A 20,150-nucleotide genomic window follows, 5' to 3' on the forward strand; every position below is an offset into this window, starting at 1 on the left:
AAGCGTCATATCGGGCGTTAACCTTACCTCAGACAGAAGGTTGTTTTATGGTGCATTCTTTATCTACGCTGTATCGTTCATGGGCATTTAAAGTGACCACTTGGCTGATTTTAGCGGCGATTGCAGGGGGTTTGACAGTCACGGTGTGGATTGCCTCTGCGGTAAAGCCTGCCAAAAGTGCGGTGAAAGCGGCGAGTAATGCCAATCTAAATCAAGATCCCACCGCGCTACTATTGGCCAAAACACCTGAAGAGCTTAATACTGAAGTTAGACCCATCAAATTTGATGCGGTAATTCGTGATATGCGCAACTATCCCAAAGAATTTAAGGACAGTCGCTTTATCAAGGCCAATAACGGTAAATGGACAGTTCAAGTCATGAACGTGGTGGAGCACGAAGTGGTCACCGATTACCTAAATAGCCGTGACGATCGTGATAAATTTAATTATTTTCGTATCGTTGATGCGCATAACCAAAAACGCTTTGTGGTCACCTATGGCGTATTTGGCTCAGTACAAGAAGCAGTTGGCGCGGCTAAAGTAGTGAATTTTAATTTACCAAAAGAGGTCAAAGCATTTCCTGAAGAATTTAAAATGTATGCCCCACAAATGGATGAGTATGAAGTCGCGCCGCCACTTCGTGATGTGGGTAAGACAGCCGCGCGAGAAGTCAAACTAAACGCTACACCAAAATTGTTGCCTGCGCCAAAAGCCAAAGTTGAACGACAACCACAAGCTGCGACTTCTACAGCAGTAGAACCAAAACGCATGGCGCCAAAAACCAGCATTGAAAAGTCAACTAATCCTCAAGAGACCCTTTCTATTCAGGAAGGTAAAGTGATTGCTGAAAGCAACAGTAACGACTCAAATGTTACCCGTTCAGAACCAAAAGTTATCAATAGCAAGAACGATAATACTGATGTCAAACCCAAACAAACCCACAGCAAGCCGTCTGAAGAAAAGCCAAAACCCAAAGATGCCTCAAAGGACAGCATGGGCGAGTTAATCAAGCAGAAGTCCCAAGCCAACTAGTGAGGTTAGACAGGTTGGTTCAGTTTGGTTTTCAAATAACAGTGGATTTTTTCACCCTTTTTCGTTAATATAACGAAGGGTATCATTTTGATTTCTTATGGTACATATAGATAACAAACATGACGGTTATCTATTCCAATCTTTTATGATTCAATAGCAAACATTGCACATATTTATAGTATGCCCATTTCTTTGCTACCAGCTTGTTAAGGGAACACGCTTATGTCTTTAAATCAGTATTCAGATCAGCATAATCTTTACCAACCCGATGTGTTCAAAGACAACTGTGGGTTTGGTTTGATTGCGCATACCCATGGTGAAGCTAGTCATGACTTAGTGCAAACAGCGATTCATAGTTTAAGTTGTATGACCCACCGCGGTGGCGTGGCAGCTGATGGTAAGACAGGCGATGGTTGTGGTTTATTGATTGCGACACCCAAGGTATTCTTTAAAAAAATCGCTTCAGACAATGGCTTTACCCTAAACGAAATTTTTGCCGTCGGCACGGTATTTGTTAACCTCGACAAAGCATTAGCACAGCATAGCCAAGATACACTAAGCCAAGCGATTGAAGCACAAGGTTTGCTAGTCGCTGGCTGGCGTGATGTGCCAGTTGATTTAAGTATCGTCGGTGACATTGCCCGTGAATCACTCCCAGGCTTTAAACAAATTTTAGTCAATTGCCCAATCAATATGGACGAGGCAACCTTTAACCGTAAATTATTCGTTGCACGCCGCAAAGCAGAAATCGAACTGAAAGATGACCCGTTGTTTTATGTGACGTCATTGACCTCACAAGTGGTTATCTATAAAGGCTTGGTTATGCCTGCCGATTTACCCGCGTTCTTCTTGGATTTACAAGACGAACGTTTGGCGTCACACATTGTGGTATTCCACCAACGTTTCTCAACCAATACCCTGCCAAGATGGCCATTAGCCCAGCCTTTTCGCTATCTTGCCCACAATGGTGAATTAAACACGATTGATGGTAACCGTGACTGGGCAGTCGCTCGTACGCCAAAATTTGTCACCGATTTGATTCCAGAACTGCAAGAATTACAACCACTCGTCAACCGTGTGGGCTCTGACTCATCAAGCTTAGACAATATGCTTGAGGTACTGGTGTCAGGGGGCATGGATTTATTCCGTGCGCTTTCTATCCTCGTGCCGCCAGCATGGCAAAATGTTGACACGATGGACATGGATTTACGCGCGTTTTATGAGTTTTACTCACAGCATATGGAAGCTTGGGATGGTCCAGCCGGTCTAGTGATCCAAGATGGTCGCTATGCGGTTTGTATGCTTGACCGCAATGGTTTACGTCCATCACGTTGGGTGACTACCAAAAATGGCTATATCACCGTGGCTTCAGAAATCGGTACTTGGGATTATCAACCTGAAGACGTGATTGCTAAAGGTCGCGTCGGACCGGGTCAAATGCTAGTGATTGATACCGAAACTGGTAACATCATGGATACCAAAGCCGTGGGTCGTCAGCTAAAAAAAGCCCACCCATATCGCCTATGGTTACGTGAAAATGCGGTACGTCTACGGGATGATGAACAGCTAGAAGAAAAAGCTTATGAGCAACGTGAAACAGGCGAGCATCTGTTAGCGCTGCAAAAAATGTTTCATATCACCAATGAAGAACGCACAGAAATCATCCGTCCTTCAGCCGAAAACGGTCAAGAAGCTGTTGGTTCAATGGGCGATGACACCCCGATGGCGGTACTGTCGAAACAAGTTCGTCACGTGGCTGATTTCTTCCGTCAACAATTTGCTCAGGTTACCAACCCACCAATCGATCCCCTGCGCGAAGCGATTGTCATGTCATTGGAAACTTGTTTGGGTAGCGAAAAAAATATTTTTGAGCCCACGCCAGACCACGCCAACCGTATCGTATTGTCATCGCCTGTGTTGTCATCGAGCAAAATGATGCAACTACGCAGCGTCACAAAACCAGGTTTTGAAATTGAAACCATTGATTTAAATTATGATGAATCAATGGCATTAGAAGATGCCATCAAACACATCTGTGAGCAAGCTGCCCAAGCGGTACGCGCAGGTAAAGTATTGATTGTATTATCTGACCGCAATATTGAAAAAGGTAAAGTACCTGCCAATGCCATTATGGTGACAGGTGCGGTGCATCATCACTTGATTAATGTGGGTTTACGCGCAGATGCCAACTTAATCATCGAAACAGGTTTGGTACGTGATTCGCACCAATTAGCGGTCTTGTTGGGGTTTGGTGCTACCGCGGTTTATCCATACTTGGCTTACAATGTGATTGCAGACTTGGTCGATAAAGGCGACTTGCTTGGTGACCCGTTGTACGCCAAAAACAACTTCCGCAAAAGCTTGGATAAAGGCTTGTTAAAAATCCTATCAAAAATGGGTATTTCTACCGTTTCTTCTTATCGCGGCGCGCAATTGTTTGAAGCCGTGGGTTTATCAGAAGAAGTGGTTGAGCTTTGCTTTACTGGGGTTGAAAGCCGTATCTCAGGTGCCACGTTTGACGATTTGGCGATTGACCAACAAATCTTGGCAAAAAATGCCTTTACCAAACGTGTACCGCTTGACCAAGGCGGCTTGTTAAAATTTGTCTTTAACAAAGAATACCACGCCTTCAACCCAGATGTGATTCAAGCGCTACATAAAGCGGTACGCACGGGCGACTACGACAATTACAAAGAATATGCGTCGATTGTCAACAGCCGACCCGTAGCGACGTTACGTGATTTGCTGCAGTTAGATACCAGTAAATCCATCAGTGTTGATGACGTTGAGCCCATTGAACAAATCCTAAAACGCTTTGACTCAGCAGGTATGTCATTAGGCGCCTTGTCACCAGAAGCACACGAGGCGATTGCAACCGCGATGAACACGATTGGCGGACGTTCAAACTCGGGTGAGGGCGGTGAAGATCCCACACGTTATGGCACGATTCGTAACTCAAAAATCAAACAAGTCGCCTCAGGTCGTTTTGGGGTCACACCGGCTTACCTGCGTTCGGCAGAAGTGATGCAGATTAAAATCGCGCAGGGGGCAAAACCCGGTGAAGGCGGTCAGTTGCCGGGTGGTAAAGTAAATAGCTTAATTGCGCGTTTGCGTTACTCAGTGCCAGGTGTGACCTTGATTTCACCACCGCCACATCATGATATTTATTCGATTGAAGACTTGGCGCAGCTAATTTTTGACTTAAAACAAGTCAATCCAAACGCGCTTGTGTCAGTCAAATTGGTGTCGCGCCCAGGCGTAGGTACCATTGCAACGGGTGTGGCAAAAGCGTATGCCGATTTGATTACCATTTCAGGGTATGATGGTGGTACCGCAGCGTCACCCTTGTCGTCAATTCACTATGCAGGCTCGCCTTGGGAATTGGGCTTATCTGAAGCGCACCAATCGCTTCGTGTCAACGGGTTACGTCATAAAGTACGCGTGCAAACAGATGGTGGTTTAAAAACGGGTTTAGACGTAGTAAAAGCAGCAATACTGGGAGCGGAAAGCTTCGGTTTTGGTACCACGCCGATGATTGCCGTGGGCTGTAAATACCTGCGTATCTGTCACCTAAATAACTGCCCAACGGGCGTGGCAACGCAAAAATCAGAACTGCGCGATGAGCATTTCATCGGTGAAGCAGAGATGCTGATTAATTTCTTTAGATTTGTGGCACAAGAAACCCGCGAGTGGTTAGCGGCATTGGGCGTGCGTTCAATGGAAGAGCTTGTGGGTCGCACCGACTTGCTATCAGCCATGTCAGGCACTACCAACAAGCAACAACACCTAAACTTAGCGCCGCTATTATTTACCCATAGCAAAGGCGATGGCAAACCACAAACTTGCCAAGTTGAGCGCAATGAGCCATTTGACAAAGGCTTGCTTGCTGAGCAAATGGTTATCGATATGATGGAGACCATCAAATCAGCCAAAGGTGGTGACTTTAGCTATCGTATTGGCAACTGTGACCGTTCCATCGGTGCGCGTATCTCAGGGGAGATTGCTGCGCTGCATGGCAACAATGGTATGGCAAGCGCGCCAATCAACTTGCACTTAACCGGCACCGCGGGTCAAAGTTTAGGTGTGTGGAATGCAGGCGGCTTAAACATTAAGCTTGAAGGGGATGCCAACGACTACGTAGGTAAAGGCATGGCAGGGGGTGAAATCGTGATTTACCCACCAAAAGGTTCGACTTTTGCTAGCCAGCAAACCGCTATCATCGGTAACACCTGTTTGTATGGTGCCACAAGCGGTCATCTATATGCAGCAGGTACTGCCGGTGAACGTTTTGCGGTTCGTAATTCAGGTTGTTTTGCGGTGGTTGAAGGTACCGGTGACCACTGCTGTGAATACATGACGGGTGGTGTAGTGACAGTGTTGGGTAAAACAGGGCTAAACTTCGGTGCTGGTATGACAGGCGGTTTTGCTTACGTGCTTGATTTAGATGGCGATTTCTTTGACCGTTGTAACCATGAGCTTATCGATATGCATCGTATCTCAAGTGAGCAAACAGAAAATCACCGTATCAACTTGATGTCGATTATCAAAACACACGTGGCAAAAACAGGTAGCCAATGGGGTCAAACCATCCTTGACGACTTTGAGCATTATGTTCGTAAGTTCTATTTGGTCAAACCAAAAGCCGCGAACATTACTTCGCTACTAAAAACGACCATGGCAGACCCACAATAAGCGATTGTGTAGCATAATTTCATGATATTGGATTGCTAAAGGTAGCGCGTGACCAGCGCTCTACCTTTAACTTAAATTTTAAAAGTTCGCTGTCAAGCAGGTCGGTATACAGTGAATCGCTGGATACCACTCACTTAGGAGCATTGCTTTAGGAGCATTGGGGCATGGCAAAACGATTACACAACGATTTTCAGTTTTTAGACGTCGCACGTGTCGACCCTTCAAAAAAAGACATTAATACCCGTACTCACGAGTTTGTTGAGATTTACTATCCCTTTGAGCAAGACAAGGTAACTGACCAAGCGCACCGCTGTCTTGAATGTGGTAACCCTTATTGTGAATGGAAATGTCCCGTTCACAACTACATTCCAAACTGGTTAAAACTGGCTACCGAAGGTCATATTTTCCAAGCGGCAGATTTATGCCACCAAACCAACACGTTGCCAGAAGTCTGTGGGCGAGTATGTCCTCAAGACCGTCTGTGTGAAGGGGCTTGTACTCTCAATGACGGATTTGGGGCAGTCACCATTGGGAACGTGGAAAAATACATCACCGATACTGCGTTTGCGCTAGGCTGGCGTCCAGATATGAGCGGTGTGACTTGGACGGATAAAAAAGTTGCGGTGATTGGCGCAGGTCCTGCCGGTCTTGGCTGTGCTGACATATTGGTCCGTAATGGTGTCAAACCTGTGGTATTTGATAAACGCCCTGAAATTGGTGGACTACTGACCTTTGGTATTCCAGAATTTAAAATGGAAAAAAATGTCATGCGTCGCCGCCGCGAAGTCTTCGAGAGCATGGGCATTGAATTTCGTTTAAATACCGAGATCGGTAAAGATGTCACTATTGATGAGTTACTCTCTGAGTATGACGCGGTGTTTATGGGTATGGGTACCTATACCTATATGCGTGGCGGTTATGCCGGTGAAGAGTTATCTGGCGTGTATGATGCGCTTGATTTTTTAATCGCAAACGTCAACCGCTGCCAAGGTTGGGAAACGAACCCACAAGAGTACATCGACTTACAAGGCAAAAAAGTGGTCGTTCTTGGCGGTGGTGATACCGCGATGGACTGTAACCGTACCAGTATCCGCCAAGGTGCAACTTCTGTGACTTGTGCCTACCGCCGTGATGAAGAGAATATGCCAGGTTCACGCCGTGAAGTGCGTAACGCGCGTGAAGAAGGCGTACAGTTTTTATTTAACCGTCAGCCGATTGAAATTATCGGTTTAAACGGTAAAGTAACCGGCGTTAAAGTAGTGACCACTAAACTTGGCGAACCTGACAACCGCGGTCGTCGTAGCCCAGAGCCTATTCCCAATTCAGAAGAAATCTTGCCAGCCGATGCGGTGATTATGGCATTTGGTTTCCGTACTAGCCCGGCTGATTGGTTTACCACCCAAGGCATCGAGATGGATAATAGCGGACGGGTGATCGCGCCTGAGTTACAAACCTATAAGTACCAAACTAAGAATCCAAAAATCTTCGCAGGTGGCGATATGGTGCGGGGTTCAGACTTGGTGGTAACCGCGATTTGGGAAGGTCGCGAGGCCGCTAAAGGTATCCTAGATTACCTAGATGTTTAATCGAGAACCTTCTTTAGCTAAGAATTGCTGTTAATTACGTCAAAAAACCCAATATTGATTGGGTTTTTTTACAGGTAAATTTCGGTGCGTTTTTGTCCACTTTGGGCTATTATGTCGCATAAATTCATCATACTACTAGGTCAATGACATGCCATTTGCGCAGCATTTTCGTCCCGCTACTTGGGCAAAATTACGGTGTCAACATGCCAATCTTTATCAAATCGATGAGCAGCTGTTTCGTAGTGAGCAGCTAACGCCCGATGATATCGGTATTATCCGGCAGTACGGCATCAATACGCTTATCAATTTACGATTTTTTGATCGCGATGATAACGAAGAAAATTTAGCCAATTTACCGCTGACCTTTATCAATCACCCATTGATGACTTGGGCAATCAAGCCGCAGCAACTTGCTGAAATTTTGTATGATATTTTGTGGCACCAAGCGCGTGGCGACAAGGTGCTCGTGCATTGTTATCATGGCTCAGATCGCACCGGTATTACCGTTGCTATGTATCGCATTTTGGTACAAAACTGGACGATTGAACATGCCAAAATTGAAATGCAGGACGGCGGGTATGGCTTTCACTGGATTTGGATTAATATCAGCAATTTATTGACCGAGAAAAAAGTGGAAGAAGTGCAACACGCCTTGTTAGCGCTACAACGCCAAAAGCCTATTATTAGCCAACCTTAAAACCCATCAAGCGACATTAACTTTGGATAGCCTGTGAATATCAAACGACTGTTAGGTGAAACCATTATCTATGGTATCGGTGCGATTTTACCCCGTGTCATTACCTTTTTACTCAATCCGTTGTATATCAATTACATCGATAAAGAAGCCTTTGCTATTTTTACCAGCCTATATGCCTGGATTGCCTTTATCAATATTGTGCTCACTTTTGGTTTTGAAACATCTTATTTTCGTTTCTCAGGAGAAGATAAAACAGGCGCCGCCGAAAAAAATGTGTTTAGCACGGCGTTTTGGTTTATTGCCATGTTGGCAGGCGGTTTTTTGGTCATGGTGTTGCTATTTAGCAATCCGCTATCAATTCTGATGGATTATGGCAATCACCCTGAATTTTTGCGCTGGTTTGCTTGGATTGCGTTTTTTGATGCGATTTGTACCATTCCGTTTGCTTGGCTACGTTATCACAACCAGCCTGTGAAGTATTCGGTGGTGCGGGTAGTGTCGATTTTGATACAAACTGTGGTGGTTATTGCGCTATTTCGCTTTGTGCCCATTGAGGCTGCCAAAAGTTTCGGTTTGACTGAGCAAGTGGCGTATCCGTTCTTTGCGAATTTAGTTGCCAGTCTCGCCACTTTTATGATGCTGTTTCCGATTATCAAAAAAGTACGCTGGCATTTTGATAAAGCTTTGTTCAAACGTATGATTCGCTATTCTTATCCGGTCATGCTGGCAGGGTTGGCGTTTATGGTGAATGAAAACTTCGATAAAATCATTCAATATTATATGATTGATAAAGGCGATGCGGGGGCATACGGTGGCTGCTACAAATTGGCAGTGTTAATGACTTTGTTTGTGACCGCGTATCGGATGGGGATTGAGCCGTTTTTATTCAAACAAATGCACCACGCCAATGCCAAACATACTTATGCGATGATGACAGAGTACTTTGCTTTATTTGCATCGGTGGTGGCGCTTGGTATTATTGCCAATATTTCATGGCTCAAACGGTTATTTATCACCGATCCCAGTTATTGGACAGCGATTAATATCGTACCGATTATCGTCATTGCGAATCTATGTTTTGGGATTTATTACAACCTATCAACTTGGTATAAGGTAACTGACCGTACTGGGATTGGCTCAGCCATCTCGTGGCTTGGGGCGGGACTGACTATTTTGCTCCATATGCTGTTTTTAAAACAATACGGCTTTATGGTGTCGGCATGGGTGACGCTTTTTGTTTACTTCCTCATGATGATAGTATCGTACGCGCTTGGACAGCATTTTTATCCGATACCTTACCAAACCAAAAAAATCGTTTTCTTTTTGGGCACGCTGATGCTGTTTAGCGTGATAATCGTCAGTGCTTTTCAAATGAATTTTTGGTTATCCAATACCTTATTACTGGTCTATATTGGCTTAATCGGCTATAGCGAGCGCGCGCTGTTAAAACGTTTGGTAAAAGCAAAAGCGTCATGAATGAACCTTAATAAGATTTTAATGGGTATAAGTATTTAATTTAGCCAAATTATCCTTATATTAATTACTAGTCGCAATTGATTCACCTTGCGCAAAAAAGTTTGCTATAGTAACAGCAGGAGAATCAATGAATTGCTACTTACCTGTGATAGACAGGGGTAAGTCATCTCATGAGAAGGAGTTTTTCATGCAACAATCAAGTACGCCACAAGCAACTACCCAGCTAGCCAATCCTCTATTAGCGAATAATGAGCAGCTGGTAGCAGTGTCTGCCAAAGACATTGTCAAACAACATCTCGATAAGCTCGGTATACCCCAAGATATTCAGATTGACGATGCCGAATTCGCAGAAAAAAAACAGCGCATTGCCGATTTGTTAAAACAGCATAATGCCACGTTAATTGCTCACTATTACACCGACCCAAAAATCCAAGCAATTGCCGAAGCCACAGGCGGTATCGTGTCGGATAGTTTAGAGATGGCGCGGTTTGGGCGTGATAGTGATGCTGATGTACTGATTGTTGCAGGCGTCAAATTCATGGGTGAGACCGCCAAAATCCTAAGCCCTGCAAAAACGGTATTAATGCCAACGCTAGAAGCCACTTGCTCACTAGATTTGGGTTGTCCGATTGAAGACTTTAACGCGTTTTGTGACCAGCATCCTGACCGTACTGTGGTGGTGTATGCCAACACCTCAGCGGCTGTTAAAGCGCGGGCAGATTGGGTGGTGACATCGAGTATCGCGGTTGAGCTCATTGACCATCTAGACAGCCAAGGTGAAAAAATCATTTGGGCACCTGACCAGCATTTGGGGCGTTATATCCAGCAAAAAGTGGGCGCAGATATGCTGCTGTGGGATGGCGCTTGTATCGTGCATGAAGAGTTCCGTAGCCGCAGCCTAAAAACCATGAAAGAGATGTACCCCGATGCCGCCGTATTGGTACACCCAGAATCACCGATTGAGATGACCCAAATGGCAGATGCCGTCGGTAGCACCAGTCAGCTGATTAAAGCGGCGCAAACCCTGCCGCACAAGATGTTCATTGTCGCCACGGATCGCGGTATTTTTTATAAAATGCAGCAAGCGGCGCCAGATAAGGTGTTTATCGAAGCGCCGACGCGTGGGGAAGGTGCAACCTGTCGTTCATGTGCGCACTGCCCGTGGATGGCGATGAATGATTTAGACCAAATCATCCATGCACTGGAGAAAGTAGGCACACCTGACGCCATACCGCACGAGATTTTTGTTGATGCGCAGCTAATCGAACAAGCTAAAAAACCCCTAGATCGAATGCTCGCGTTTGGCGCCACGCTCAAAAGATAGGTGTTAACAACCCTAACTTGTTTTTAAAATATTGAAAAAAGTCGTTGACAGCCTAACTAACTTGCTTTAATATACGCACCACTTAGCGATGATAGCCTTTAAGCTCACTATTGCTAAGGTATTGAAGTAACAATTAAAGCCTAGTTAGGCAATCGGAGTGTAGCACAGCTTGGTAGTGCACCTGGTTTGGGACCAGGGGGTCGAAGGTTCGAATCCTTTCACTCCGACCATTCATTCTTTAAACTTACCCAAGTTAAAAAAATGAATCAAGAGCCGAGCAGGCTTTTTTTATGCGCCTGTAGCTCAGTTGGATAGAGCACCCGCCTTCTAAGTGGGTGGTCACAGGTTCGAATCCTGTCAGGCGCGCATTTTGCTAGTCTGTAAAACCTACCTTATGGCGGATGTAGCTCAGTTGGTAGAGCCCCGGGTTGTGATCTCGGTTGTCGTGGGTTCGAGTCCCATCATTCGCCCCATATTCTAAAAAAGCCCTTAATTCATTGAATTAAGGGCTTTTTTTATGCCTTGCCTGCTCCCTTATCTATTTATCACGTTTGCAGATTTGTTATAAAAAACAACGGTTGTGCTACACTTTTTTAGGATGAACAATTATCTACTTTATATACTAGGGTCATATAGTGTACTAGAAGATAAGCTCGTAAAGGTAAATTGGCAATAGCGTAACTTTACCTAATCGAAAACCTCAAATAAAATGGCGTGAGCGCATAAATATGATACGAAGTACAACGATGTTTTATCAACTTGCTATGACCTGTGTTGCGATAAGTGGCTGCATAGTTGTCAATACTGCCCAAGCGGCTACTAGGCTGCCAAAATCACCTTGGCAATCGCATGCATCGCTCAAAAGTAGCCAAGTTAGCCCAATTTATCAACAGCAATGGCGACAATCTGATTATAAATATTGCCCAATTTTAGCCATTGCTAATCATTCATCAGTCAATGTTAAAACTGCACAATCACGCGCTGCCAATTTTTCAGGTGGCTTTGCGGTGGCGTATGATTTGAAGAACTATAAAGGCAGGTCTTTACGCAGTGCTTATGGCGTAGCCAATGCCGGTACGACGTCTAAGCGTGACTTGTACCAGGGCTGGGCCTATCGTAAAAACTATGCCGATGGTAGTTATGTGACGCTTGGGCGAGAGGGCAATAACCCACAGGGTAAAATGCTGGCTTATATAGTGCTGAACAATGGCTGTTTTTATAATATCTGGAGTCAATTAAGTAGTGAGCATTTGCAAAAAATGATAGCTCAATTACGCTATGTCAATTGATGAATCAAAAAGTAGCTAAAAAAATAGCTATGAAAAAGTAGCCATAAAAAAAGCAACGTTGCCGCGTTGCTTTTTTTAAAAGGTGCTTTTTTTCGAATTTGTTTTTTTGAATTTGATTTTTTCGAAGTGGCTTGTTTCAAAGTGGCTTGTTTTAAGAAAAGTCATGCAAAGAAATTTTCTAGCACCTTACGCTGACTGCTTTGCCAATGTGACCACTCTTGAGCTGAGTCGGCCAGTGAGCCCCGCCAGCCTTTGATATTGCCTTTCATGCTAGATAACCGATGTTGGCTGGTGGTATTGAGCAGTGTTGGCTGTTTTTGCAAACGCTCAAGCGCAACTAAGGCAGCAGGGCGGTCATTACACAATAATCCCATATCGCAACCTGCCGTTAAAGCAGCGGCAATACGGTCACCTGCATCACCTGCAACATGTGCCGCTTTCATCGATAGGTCATCGGAGAACAATACCCCATTAAACCCTAGTTTGCCACGAATAATTTGCTGCAGCCAAATCGATGAAAACCCTGCAGGTTTGTTATCAACTGCGCTAAATACCACGTGAGCGGGCATAAGTGCATCCAGTAGCGGCTTGTTGCGAATAAAGGGCTGCATATCATATTGGCGAATCTCATCATAACTGCGCTCATCGGTGGCATCATCCACATGAGAATCTGGTGCAACTGAGCCGTGACCGGGAAAATGCTTGCCCGTGGTTGCCATTCCGGCAAGCTTCATCCCACGCATGAATTCAGCAGATAAGGCGGTGATTGCAATCGGATGGGCGTGAAACGCGCGATCACCAATGACGCGGCTCACCCCATTGATATCAAGTACAGGCGCAAAACTAAAATCAATCCCAACCGCTAGGACTTCGCTTGCCATCAAATAGCCTGCGCAATAAGCAAGATCAAGCGCAGTGATAGGGTCATGCTCAAACCTTTCACCGAGTTTACCCATCGCAGGTAGCGGCGAAAAACCCGCGCGCAAGCGAGCGACACGTCCACCTTCTTGGTCAACCGCAATTAAAATATTGGGCTTGATAGCACGCATACTATCGGTCAGTTCGCGTACTTGCTCAGGGCTTTCTACATTACGCCCAAACAAAATCACGCCGCCAACTTCCGGTTGGCGTAGCAGTGCTTCGTCTGCTAGGCTAAGCGCTGTGCCTTCAATATCAAGCATGAGTTGACCGACTGCTTGCATGCGGTAATCCTTCTGGGTATTGCTTGCCGTCAACGGTTAGATATAGTTGGAGGCAGAAAAATTTTGAAAAAACATAGCATACGCTTTTTTTGATAAAAATGCGACTAGCTTACTGGCGATTATTATTAGCGATTATTACTGACGGTTAAGCCGTGACGGTGGCGGTAACAAACTGATATCACTCACCCGACAAGGATTGATATCAATCCCGCCGCGGCGTGTGTACCATGCGCGTACCATGAGCGTTTTTGGCGCAAAGGCTTGGGTTAAATCACTAAAAATTTGCTCCACGCATTGTTCATGAAAGCCATTATGCTGACGAAAGCTCAAAATATACTCAAGCAGTCCTGCTTGGTCAATCGGTTGGCTATCTATCTGAATCTCCAGTGTTCCCCAATCTGGCTGATTGGTGACAGGGCAGTTTGAGCGCAGCAGATGCGAATGCAAAATTTGTAACTGGCTATCCGAGGCGCCTTGATGGGCAACGGTCAAACTTGAAGGATCGACATCACTGACGATGGCGATTTTTTTATCGCTATTATCCAACGCGTTGTCAATGCAGTCACCTTGTGGCGCGCTGATAGGTAAGCTATTTGCAATATTTACCTCAAAAATCTCAAGCGTCACATCAGTTTTTAGACAAGCGGATAAATCTTTTTCCACCGCTGCTTTAACAGCTTGTTGATTGTCAAATTCAGTGAAATTTAGGCTATTAAAATAAAGTTTGAGCGATTTTGATTCGACAATGTAGTCTGATGTGGCAGGGATGGCAAGGCGCGCCATTGCCACCTGTGATATACCGTGCGAGTTAAGCCAAGACATCTCAAAAACCTGCCACCAGTCCATGCCGATACTTAAGGCGTCAGCAGGCAGCGCTAGGTTTGCTCGTCCTAATGCGCGAGGAATGGGGTAAAGTATATCGGGGGCGTAGGTTTTTGGGTAGCTAGTGGATTGACCCAAAATACCGTGAGTTTCAAGTGGTTTCATATTTTTTTAATTTAACTTTTAATTTAACTAAGTTATAAACGAACGCGTGAGCCATCTGCTAAAAGATAATACGCAATGCCATAAAATATCGCGGTAAAAATCCCAATCGCTACCAAAGATGACCATACATTGACATCTGAATGACCCAAAATACCATAGCGAAAAGCATTGACCATATAAACAATGGGGTTTAGTAGCGATATGTTTTGCCAAAATCCCGATAAATCATTCAGTGAATAAAACACGCCGCCCAAATATGTCAAGGGTGTCAACACAAAACTGGGTACGATGGAAATATCATCAAACGAGCGCGCAAATACCGCATTAATCATACCGCCCAGCGAAAACAATGCTGAGGTCATAACCACGGTAAAAATCGTGACAAATGCATGCACCAGTGATAACTGAGTAAAAAACAACGCGAGCACCGTCACAATCGCGCCAATGGTCAACCCCCGAAACAAACCGCCCGCGATAAAGCCCAGTAAAATGGTATGTTTAGAAATCGGACTGACCAACATCTCTTCGATATTACCATGAAACTTGGTGGCAAAAAAACTCGATACCACATTGGAGTAGCTATTGGTAATCACCGACATCATAATCAAGCCAGGCACGATAAACTGCATGTAGGAGACACCGCCCATATCGCCAACCCGAGCGCCAATCATTTTACCAAAGATGATAAAATACAAACTCATGGTGATGGCAGGGGGCAACAGCGTCTGCGGCCAAATGCGAAGAATTCGGCGGATTTCTTTGACTAACAAGGTGTTAAATGCAACCAACTGGTGCTGAAAATCCATGTTAATTCTCCAATTTTTCAGTCAAATTGTTTTCAACAATCCCCAAAAACAGCTCTTCAAGGCGATTGGCTTTGTTACGCATACTGGCTACCTGAATATTTTGAGCAGTTAACTGGGCAAAGACGTCATTTAGACTGTCGCCTTTTTTGAGTGTGACTTCAAGGGTCAACGGGTCTGGCTGCTTGGTTTTTACCACATTGGTTAACGCAATGCGTGCGGGATAAGGTTGCGCCAAATCAAACACAAAGCTTTCCATATCAAGGCTGGTAAGCAAACTTTTCATATCGGTATTGATACGAATTTCACCCTGGTCAAGGATAGCAATGTTTTTACACAGCTGCTCAGCTTCTTCTAGGTAATGGGTGGTTAAAATAATGGTCGTACCTTCTTCCGTGTTAATTTGCTGCATAAAATCCCACATCGAGCGGCGCAGTTCAATATCCACCCCTGCAGTCGGCTCATCCAAAATCAGCAGTTTGGGACGGTGCATTAAAGCACGCGCAATCATCAAACGGCGTTTCATACCGCCAGAGAGCATACGCGCTTTGTCATCGCGTTTTTCCCAAAGCCCCAATGCTTTAAGGAGTTTTTCGGCACGCGGGCGAGATTCCTTGGCAGGTATGCCAAAATAGCCCGCTTGGGCAATTAAAATATCTTCGATTTTTTCAAACTGCATAAAGTTAAATTCTTGCGGCACCACGCCTAAAAACTGCTTGGCTTTGGCAGGCTGTTTAAGCAAATCTACCCCAAAAATTTCTACCGAGCCTGAGCTGGGTTTAAATAGCGAGCTGATAATACCAATGGTGGTGGATTTACCCGCACCATTGGGACCAAGTAGGGCAAAAAATCCACCTTGGGGTACGGTCAAATCAATGCCTTTGAGTGCTGAAAAACCATTTGGGTAGGTTTTGGTGAGCTGGGTAATTTTTAGAGCAGGGATGGTAGTGTCAAAGTTTGCCATAGCAATGCAGGTTCTGGTTAAAGGTGAGACCTTAATGGGGATGGGTTGGACAGTTTAAAGATTTGCGTGAACTAAGTTTATAGTGGTTAAGCTAAATTATATCAATGATACAATTAAAAAAGCCTATCAGTTGATAGGCTTCATCGGGGCTAAAAATGATTATTTGGCTTGAGACACCATATAATCAACCGCGTTGGTCACTTCCACATCTAGCAAATCAGCGTTACCACCTTTGGCTGGCATGGCGTTAAAGCCTTGTAGCGCGTGTTGGTGAAGGGTAGCGGTACCTTTAGCGATACGGGGACCCCAAGCGCCTTTATCACCAAATTTTGGTGCACCTAACAGACCTGCAGTATGACAAGTATGGCAAACACCTTCATAAATTACTTTGCCTTCACGTGGTTTATCTGGATCAGCGGCACCCAATGCAGCGGCAATAGTGATATCACACTCTTTACCTTCAAAACAAACTTTACCTTGTGGGGCAATACGTGCGATTAGATTTGGGTATAATGCAACCAATTTTGCAACTTGAGGTGGGTCTTCAGGTGCTTTTTCTGCTTCCTTTTTTGCGGGAGCGGCAGAGGATGCAGGGGCTGAAGCAGTTGCAGTACTTGAGGCTGTCGCGGTACTTGAAGCGCTAGCGGTAGCTGATGCCGCTGCAGGGGCACTGGCTTTATCCTCAGCTTGGCTGACAGCGATACCCGCAAGACTTAGCATAGTAACCGCTGATAACATCACTACTTTTTTCATTCGTCACGTTCTCTCAAACAGGTGAATTAAATTATCGTAATACTTTTAAAACGGACAATATGAGCCATTAGATTGCTCGATTGTATCCGTTGATGCGATAAATGTTACACAGATTTATTTTCCATACTATTATAAGGGAAAATTATCTGAAAAAGCTATGCTTATTTGATGTGTGCTATCAACTTTGCCGAGCAGTTTTTAGCAGTAATTTTGATGATTTGCTTATTGTACGAAAAGTTTGCTAAAATAGCCCACTGCTTTTTTTCAATCCCAATCAAAGCGTTCGTAGCTCAACTGGATAGAGTACAGGTCTCCGAAGCCTGTGGCGTGGGTTCGAGTCCCGCCGAGCGCACCATTCTTAATGCCTAAATTATTGATTTCATGAGGATTTTAATTTATTCATGTTTTTATGGATACATAATAGGCGATACATATCCATTGGTAGAATGTAATTGCTTGTATGACTACCCATAGTAAAGAATAATCTTTTGCAATTCGATCAGCAACTCGGCGGCTCTATTTTTAACTTCTGTTGGGTGTTTTTTGGTTTTCATAAGGGTATTGTCTCAAGGTTTTAGGTCTCCGACAATTCCGGGGCGGTTCACCTTTATTGACGGCTTGTAGGCAGGTGAGTGATCAGCAGCCCCACGGTTTCGCCCAATATGGCAACATCTGTGGGTGAGTAGACCAACACACGCTCTTGACTAGCAAGCTGCACTTCATAAACCACATGACTGCCTTTAAACTGCTTGGCGGTAATCAACCCATTAACCGCGCTGTTTGTTTGGGGTACCACCGATAGCCATTCTGGTCGAATCAGCACTTGGTGACTGTCTGCAAAATAAGGATAATTGCTCATTGGCAACGCACCGATTGCGGTCAGCAACTCATTGCCATGTTGCCGCGCCTGTAGAAAGCTGCCTTTGCCGACAAATTTTGCCACCGTGGCGGTGCTGGGGGCTTGATACAATTGAATTGGCGTGTCCCATTGCTGCAATCGACCATCTGCCAACATACCGATTTTATCGGCTATCATAAAGGCTTCTTGCTGGTCATGGGTCACCACAATGGCGCTGATTTGTTTGGCTTTAAGTAGCTGCTGAATGCTCATCGCCAACGCTTCTCGCATATCGGCATCGAGACTTGAGAATGGCTCATCAAACAAAATCAGCTGCGGATTGGGGGCAATCGCCCGTGCCAATGCCACCCGCTGCTGCTGCCCGCCAGATAATTCATGCGGGTAGCGACATGCTAACTGTTCCAGTCCTATCAAGGTAAGTAAAGCATCAATGTTGCTCTGTCTATCAGTTTTTGACAAGTGTTGAAGCCCAAAACCAATGTTGTCTGCCACCGTCAAATGCGGAAACAGCGCATAATCCTGAAACACAATGCCAATCTGGCGCTGATAAGCAGGGATATTGATGTGGGTGCGGCTATCAAATAGCGTCCGCTTGCCAAATTGAATTGAGCCTGCTGTCGGGGTTTCAAAACCTGCAATGCAGCGTAGCAGGCTGGTTTTACCACAGCCAGATTGACCGACCAAACACGCAATTTGCCCTTGCGGCAACTCAAAACTAATCTGATCGAGGACGGTTTTGCTAGACGGGTGATAACTGAGCGATAACTCATTCACAGTCAAATGCGCATCCGATACCGCGTTCTGCGATAAATTATTGAAGTTCATGTTACGTTAGTTTCCTTGGAAAACAAAATCACGGGCAGCAGTCCCGCTAGTATAATGACCAGTGCAGGCAATGCGGCTTGCTGAAACTGCCCTTCCATGGTAAAGGCATAAATTCGCACCGCGAGTGTGTCCCAATCACTAGGTCGGGTCATCAGCGTGATGGGCATTTCTTTCATCAAATCGACAAACACCATGAGTACGGCAACGCCTAGCGAGCTTTTGACCAAAGGGATATACAAACGGTGAATCAACGCAACACCGCGCACATTGAGGATGACTGCCGACTCCACAAGACTTGGGCGGACACGCTCAAAACCTGCCTCAATGCTCGACACTGCCAGCGCCAAAAAGCGAATAATATAGGCTAAAAGCATCACAATTAACGTGCCTTTGATGACAGCGGTCGTACCATCACTGACGGGCAAAAATTGTAATAACAGATTGTCCATCGCTGCAATTGGGATAAAAATACCAATCGCCAACACCGAACCAGGGATGGCATAGCCGAGCGTGGTAATACGCATCAAAATCGTGGCGAACAATGACTTATCACTGCGCTTGGCAATCACAAGTAGCAATGCCACAACCATGACCAATACCGCACCAACAAGCCCAATCACTAATGAATTGCCCATCGGCTGGAGCAACGCGCTCACATCGCCCTGCTGCCAATGTGCGACCACCCAAACAATCAACTGGATGACAGGTAGCACAAAGCTGACCAGCAAAATCACACCGCAATAGACCGTTGTCAGCCAACCCAACCCACTAGGTAGCGGCTTTGGCTGAATTGCCGTTGATTTTTTGGTGGCAAATTGACGGCGGCCGCGACTCAGCTGCTCTAGCACAATCATGACAAATACAAATAGCACCAGTAAAGAAGCCAGTTGTTTGGCAGTATCAATGGAAAAAAAGCCAAACCAAGCTTGATAAATAGCAGTAGTAAAGGTTTCTACCCCAAAGACAGATACCGCACCAAAATCTGCGAGGACTTCCATCATCGCCAGCAGCAAGCCACCCATGAGCCATGGACGCGCCATCGGTAGGGCAATTTTGAGTAACGATTCGCGCGGTGTCAAGCCAAGCGATGCGCCCATCTCCAGCGCCTGTTGTCCCATACTGGTAAAGGCGTTGCGAGCGAGAAGATACACATAGGGATAAAAAGCTAGTATCAGCACAATCGATAATCCCCAAATATTGCGGATATCGGGCAGACCTTGTGCAAACCCCTGCTGCTCTCGCAAATAGGTACTAATTGCACCTGTATAGTCAAACATACCCAATTGCACAAACGCCAATACGTAGGCAGGTACAGTAAGTGGCAGCATCATCGCCCAAAAAAATAGCTTACGTCCTGGAAACTGGTACATCGCCGTTAGCCATGCGGTGGTCACGCCAAGTAGCAAAATCCCGACGGACGTCGTGATTAGCAATATCAGGGTGTTTTTAAGTAGTAACCCCAACTGATAATCAAGCAAAAACTGCCAAATCTCTTGGTCAATCTCACCAAAGCTAGTAAGTACCACCAAAAGCGGCAGCAATACTAGAGTCGAACATAGCACCAGCCAAAACCGAGCCAAACCAATACCCTTATTCATGTCCACCCAAATCGTCAACCTAAATGTAAATAATAATTATTATTGTTTAAATAAATATTCTATA

14 protein-coding genes and 4 tRNA genes are annotated in these 20,150 nt (G+C 45.2%); 11 read left to right on the forward strand and 7 right to left on the reverse strand.

Annotation, left to right across the window (positions count from 1 at the left end; all coding sequences use genetic code 11):
• Positions 1–47 precede the first annotated feature (47 nt).
• From ACH0AB_RS04510 to ACH0AB_RS04555, 10 genes are all read left to right on the forward strand, one after another.
• Entirely contained in the window at positions 48–1,031 is a 984-nt protein-coding gene (locus tag ACH0AB_RS04510; protein WP_406877344.1) for a hypothetical protein, read from the forward strand.
• A gap of 222 nt (positions 1,032–1,253) precedes the next feature.
• Positions 1,254–5,723, forward strand: coding sequence for a glutamate synthase large subunit (gltB, locus tag ACH0AB_RS04515; protein ID WP_406877345.1), 4,470 nt, complete (start codon positions 1,254–1,256; stop codon positions 5,721–5,723).
• A 164-nt stretch (positions 5,724–5,887) separates the two neighbouring features.
• The gene (locus ACH0AB_RS04520; protein WP_095356380.1) at positions 5,888–7,309 is read left to right on the forward strand and encodes an FAD-dependent oxidoreductase; all 1,422 of its coding nucleotides are present in this window, start codon (positions 5,888–5,890) and stop codon (positions 7,307–7,309) included.
• Between the two features lie 148 nt (positions 7,310–7,457).
• Positions 7,458–8,006 (forward strand): tyrosine-protein phosphatase, encoded by a 549-nt coding sequence (locus ACH0AB_RS04525; RefSeq protein WP_050324010.1) that lies wholly within the window; start codon positions 7,458–7,460, stop codon positions 8,004–8,006.
• A gap of 33 nt (positions 8,007–8,039) precedes the next feature.
• Positions 8,040–9,482: a lipopolysaccharide biosynthesis protein gene (locus tag ACH0AB_RS04530; protein ID WP_406877346.1), complete on the forward strand. Its 1,443-nt coding sequence runs from the start codon at positions 8,040–8,042 to the stop codon at positions 9,480–9,482.
• A gap of 187 nt (positions 9,483–9,669) precedes the next feature.
• Complete coding sequence (gene nadA / locus ACH0AB_RS04535; protein ID WP_406877347.1) at positions 9,670–10,806, forward strand: quinolinate synthase NadA; 1,137 nt, start codon at positions 9,670–9,672, stop codon at positions 10,804–10,806.
• A 153-nt stretch (positions 10,807–10,959) separates the two neighbouring features.
• Positions 10,960–11,036, forward strand: a tRNA-Pro gene (locus tag ACH0AB_RS04540).
• Positions 11,037–11,098: 62 nt separating this feature from the next.
• Positions 11,099–11,172: transfer RNA gene (locus tag ACH0AB_RS04545), tRNA-Arg, on the forward strand.
• 31 nt (positions 11,173–11,203) lie between these two features.
• Positions 11,204–11,279: transfer RNA gene (locus tag ACH0AB_RS04550), tRNA-His, on the forward strand.
• A gap of 273 nt (positions 11,280–11,552) precedes the next feature.
• Positions 11,553–12,095, forward strand: coding sequence for a hypothetical protein (locus ACH0AB_RS04555; protein ID WP_406877348.1), 543 nt, complete (start codon positions 11,553–11,555; stop codon positions 12,093–12,095).
• Positions 12,096–12,256: 161 nt separating this feature from the next.
• Here ACH0AB_RS04555 and nagZ read toward each other — a convergent pair whose 3' ends face one another.
• The 5 genes from nagZ to ACH0AB_RS04580 all read right to left on the reverse strand — a co-directional run bounded on the left by nagZ (position 12,257) and on the right by ACH0AB_RS04580 (position 16,804).
• On the reverse strand, positions 12,257–13,297 hold the full coding sequence (gene nagZ, locus ACH0AB_RS04560; RefSeq protein WP_406877349.1) for a beta-N-acetylhexosaminidase: 1,041 nt from the start codon (positions 13,295–13,297) through the stop codon (positions 12,257–12,259).
• 135 nt (positions 13,298–13,432) lie between these two features.
• A complete protein-coding gene (gene queF, locus ACH0AB_RS04565) occupies positions 13,433–14,284 on the reverse strand; it encodes an NADPH-dependent 7-cyano-7-deazaguanine reductase QueF (protein WP_406877350.1) in 852 nt (283 codons plus the stop codon).
• A gap of 32 nt (positions 14,285–14,316) precedes the next feature.
• Complete coding sequence (locus ACH0AB_RS04570) at positions 14,317–15,090, reverse strand: ABC transporter permease (RefSeq protein ID WP_406877351.1); 774 nt, start codon at positions 15,088–15,090, stop codon at positions 14,317–14,319.
• 1 nt (position 15,091) lies between these two features.
• The gene (locus ACH0AB_RS04575; RefSeq protein WP_406877352.1) at positions 15,092–16,051 is read right to left on the reverse strand and encodes an ABC transporter ATP-binding protein; all 960 of its coding nucleotides are present in this window, start codon (positions 16,049–16,051) and stop codon (positions 15,092–15,094) included.
• Positions 16,052–16,210: 159 nt separating this feature from the next.
• Positions 16,211–16,804 carry a c-type cytochrome gene (locus ACH0AB_RS04580; RefSeq protein ID WP_076774537.1) on the reverse strand — a complete coding sequence of 198 codons (594 nt, stop codon included), beginning with the start codon at positions 16,802–16,804 and terminating at the stop codon, positions 16,211–16,213.
• A 279-nt stretch (positions 16,805–17,083) separates the two neighbouring features.
• Here ACH0AB_RS04580 and ACH0AB_RS04585 point away from each other — a divergent pair.
• Positions 17,084–17,159: transfer RNA gene (locus ACH0AB_RS04585), tRNA-Arg, on the forward strand.
• A gap of 252 nt (positions 17,160–17,411) precedes the next feature.
• On the opposite strand, the gene ACH0AB_RS04590 is transcribed toward ACH0AB_RS04585, so the two are convergent.
• Both ACH0AB_RS04590 and ACH0AB_RS04595 read right to left on the reverse strand, forming a co-directional pair.
• Entirely contained in the window at positions 17,412–18,488 is a 1,077-nt protein-coding gene (locus ACH0AB_RS04590; protein ID WP_406877353.1) for an ABC transporter ATP-binding protein, read from the reverse strand.
• Positions 18,485–20,086, reverse strand: coding sequence for an ABC transporter permease (locus ACH0AB_RS04595; RefSeq protein WP_406877354.1), 1,602 nt, complete (start codon positions 20,084–20,086; stop codon positions 18,485–18,487). The genes ACH0AB_RS04590 and ACH0AB_RS04595 overlap by 4 nt, the downstream gene beginning before the upstream one ends.
• Positions 20,087–20,150: the final 64 nt, after the last annotated feature.

It is taken from the genome of Moraxella sp. 179-F 1C4 NHS (assembly GCF_045370505.1).
Taxonomy (GTDB): Bacteria; Pseudomonadota; Gammaproteobacteria; order Pseudomonadales; family Moraxellaceae; genus Faucicola; species Faucicola tetraodonis.

Bases quoted from the DNA above. Each gene is read 5' to 3' on its own strand.
- ACH0AB_RS04510 (WP_406877344.1), top strand. From the start codon at position 48: ATGGTGCATTCTTTATCTACGCTGTATCGTTCATGGGCATTTAAAGTG.
- gltB (WP_406877345.1), top strand. From the start codon at position 1,254: ATGTCTTTAAATCAGTATTCAGATCAGCATAATCTTTACCAACCCGAT.
- ACH0AB_RS04520 (WP_095356380.1), top strand. From the start codon at position 5,888: ATGGCAAAACGATTACACAACGATTTTCAGTTTTTAGACGTCGCACGT.
- ACH0AB_RS04525 (WP_050324010.1), top strand. From the start codon at position 7,458: ATGCCATTTGCGCAGCATTTTCGTCCCGCTACTTGGGCAAAATTACGG.
- nadA (WP_406877347.1), top strand. From the start codon at position 9,670: ATGCAACAATCAAGTACGCCACAAGCAACTACCCAGCTAGCCAATCCT.
- ACH0AB_RS04555 (WP_406877348.1), top strand. From the start codon at position 11,553: ATGTTTTATCAACTTGCTATGACCTGTGTTGCGATAAGTGGCTGCATA.
- nagZ (WP_406877349.1), bottom strand. From the start codon at position 13,297: ATGCAAGCAGTCGGTCAACTCATGCTTGATATTGAAGGCACAGCGCTT.
- queF (WP_406877350.1), bottom strand. From the start codon at position 14,284: ATGAAACCACTTGAAACTCACGGTATTTTGGGTCAATCCACTAGCTAC.
- ACH0AB_RS04570 (WP_406877351.1), bottom strand. From the start codon at position 15,090: ATGGATTTTCAGCACCAGTTGGTTGCATTTAACACCTTGTTAGTCAAA.
- ACH0AB_RS04575 (WP_406877352.1), bottom strand. From the start codon at position 16,051: ATGGCAAACTTTGACACTACCATCCCTGCTCTAAAAATTACCCAGCTC.
- ACH0AB_RS04580 (WP_076774537.1), bottom strand. From the start codon at position 16,804: ATGAAAAAAGTAGTGATGTTATCAGCGGTTACTATGCTAAGTCTTGCG.
- ACH0AB_RS04590 (WP_406877353.1), bottom strand. From the start codon at position 18,488: ATGAACTTCAATAATTTATCGCAGAACGCGGTATCGGATGCGCATTTG.
- ACH0AB_RS04595 (WP_406877354.1), bottom strand. From the start codon at position 20,086: ATGAATAAGGGTATTGGTTTGGCTCGGTTTTGGCTGGTGCTATGTTCG.